Annotated in this window: 3 protein-coding genes and 1 tRNA gene; 3 read left to right on the top strand and 1 reads right to left on the bottom strand. The window is 36.6% G+C overall.

Annotation, left to right across the window (positions count from 1 at the left end; translation table 11 throughout):
• A partial coding sequence (gene bufA1 / locus G322_RS0118960; RefSeq protein WP_022943240.1) for a BufA1 family periplasmic bufferin-type metallophore occupies window positions 1-189 on the bottom strand: 189 nt, incomplete at its 3' end.
• 255 nt (window positions 190-444) lie between these two features.
• On the opposite strand from bufA1, the gene G322_RS0118965 reads away from it, so the two are divergent.
• The 3 genes from G322_RS0118965 (at window position 445) to G322_RS0118975 (ending at window position 2,053) form a co-directional block, all read left to right on the top strand.
• Window positions 445-1,011 (top strand): sigma-70 family RNA polymerase sigma factor, encoded by a 567-nt coding sequence (locus G322_RS0118965; protein WP_022943241.1) that lies wholly within the window; start codon window positions 445-447, stop codon window positions 1,009-1,011.
• Window positions 1,004-1,717 carry a DUF3379 family protein gene (locus G322_RS0118970; RefSeq protein ID WP_022943242.1) on the top strand — a complete coding sequence of 238 codons (714 nt, stop codon included), beginning with the start codon at window positions 1,004-1,006 and terminating at the stop codon, window positions 1,715-1,717. Before G322_RS0118965 ends, G322_RS0118970 begins: the two co-directional genes overlap by 8 nt.
• Window positions 1,718-1,977: 260 nt before the next feature.
• A tRNA-Asn gene (locus tag G322_RS0118975) sits at window positions 1,978-2,053 on the top strand.
• Window positions 2,054-2,065: the final 12 nt, after the last annotated feature.

Below are 2,065 nucleotides of genomic sequence, written 5' to 3' on the forward strand. Positions count from 1 at the left end.
ACTTTGATTATCAACTTTAGAAGTGCCTGCACATGAGCTTGTTTTTGTTGCACAATCATTTTGTCCTGCAAGCGCAATGCCGTAACATTTTTCTTTGCTTGCTGCCATTGCTGGCGCTGAAATTAGCGTGCTACCCACTGCAATAAGAGTAGAAACGGTTGCTGCTAATGCTAAGTTAGATTTTTTCATGAGATATTCCTTTAAATAGTTAATTAAGGATCGGCTTCAAAATTACTTGCGCTTTTGTTTTCAAAATAACCAGTCATTTCAGGCTTTTTGAAAACAATTTAGCGCAAGTTATTGTGTAACGATTCCTAAGATGTACACTTTGTTGTGGTATCAATAATATATACCGTGTTAATGCAAAAAAAATTTCACATTAATTTAAATATTTATTAACATTTATTTAAATTAAAAATAGTTGACGTATAGGAAGTACAGTTAATGAATTTATTTTCAGGCAAACGAAATAAAAGTGCTGATTCATCTGTCCTTATAGATATGAACAGAAAACAGAAACGTTATGAGGCATTAGTGAATGTCTATAGTGCAGACCTTTATCGCTATGCATATTGGATTTGCCATGATCCTGATATTGCCCAAGATTTAGTGCAAGAAACTTGCCTACGTGCATGGAAGAGTATCGATAGCTTATTAGATGACAAATCTGCAAAAGGATGGTTATTTACTATATTACGGCGTGAAAATGCGCGTCGTTTTGAGCGTAAGCAGCACCCGTTAGTGGATATTGCCGATCATGATGTCGCAGATAACGCTGATCTTAGCCAAGATATGGACAGCGAGTTGTTATTGCGGAAAATAGCCTCACTTGCTGATGAGTATAAAGAGCCTCTTTTGTTACAGCTTGTTGCTGGTTTTAGCGCACAAGAGATAGGTGAGCAACTTTCATTGAATAAAAATACGGTACTGACACGTCTGTTTAGAGCGAAAAATTTATTAAAAACATCATTAACCACAGTCAATACGAATAGTGAGGCGTCCCATGGATGATATTTTATTCCGTCATAGTGCAATTGCGACACCTAATGAGAAAAGTGATGCATTTTTACAACGTCTAGCAGAGTCTGATGCAGATAAAGCGCTGGTAAAAGAAGCAAAACAGTTCGATGCAGACTTACAGGCTTTATTAAAAATAGATGTGCCAGAAGATTTAATCGATAAAATATTATTAGAACAGAGCTTTGCCGTGGAAAATAAACGTGTTGTTAGTGGTCGTTGGCATATCGCGATAGCGGCCTCTATTGCATTTATTATCGGTATTAGTTTACCCGTTCTAAATAGCTTGACGCATTCTCCGCTCGATATTGGCGTCGTTGCGATGCAACATGTTAAAGCCGAGTATTATTTTACTGCACAATCGAATGAACGTGCTGATTTGAAAATGGTCAATGCTAAATTGGCGCGTTATGGCGCGACAGCCCACGGAGATTTAGGTAAAATTACTTATGTTAACTATTGTGATTTTGAAGGCACGCCTGCTTTACATATGGTGATACAGGGAGAAAAAGGGCAGATCACCGTTTTTGTGGTACCAGATGATGCTAAGTTTATTGAGACTAAAAAGTTCCATAATCAACATTTAAAAGGCATCACAGAAAAAATGGGCAATACCAATGTGGTTATTGTTGGAGAAAAAGGTGAATCACTGCAAGTGATTCAAAGTGCCATGAGAAATAATATTCATTGGGACATTTAAAAAAAGAGATAAATAGCTTTATTAACAGGCAAAAAAAGTCTGTTTTGTGACTGGTTGCTTGAATTATCAGCAACCAGTTTTTTTATCTTCCTTTTTTGTTGACAGAGAGGGATGCAAAAAATATACTGCGCACGTCTTCAAAACACTGTTGTTAAAACTCTGTTTTGATAAAAGAATAATTCCTCTTTAGCTCAGTTGGTAGCGTTTTAGAGAACACTGTTAATTCATTACAACGGATTAACTCTGTAGAAAGAAATAATTCCTCTTTAGCTCAGTTGGTAGAGCAACGGACTGTTAATCCGTGTGTCAATGGTTCAAGTCCATTAAGAGGAGCCACTTTTATAGTTT

The sequence above is a fragment of the Psychromonas hadalis ATCC BAA-638 genome (assembly GCF_000420245.1).
GTDB lineage: Bacteria > Pseudomonadota > Gammaproteobacteria > Enterobacterales > Psychromonadaceae > Psychromonas > Psychromonas hadalis.

Coding starts and splice junctions, on each gene's coding strand:
- G322_RS0118970 (WP_022943242.1), top strand. CDS start 1,004: ATGGATGATATTTTATTCCGTCATAGTGCAATTGCGACACCTAATGAG.
- G322_RS0118965 (WP_022943241.1), top strand. CDS start 445: ATGAATTTATTTTCAGGCAAACGAAATAAAAGTGCTGATTCATCTGTC.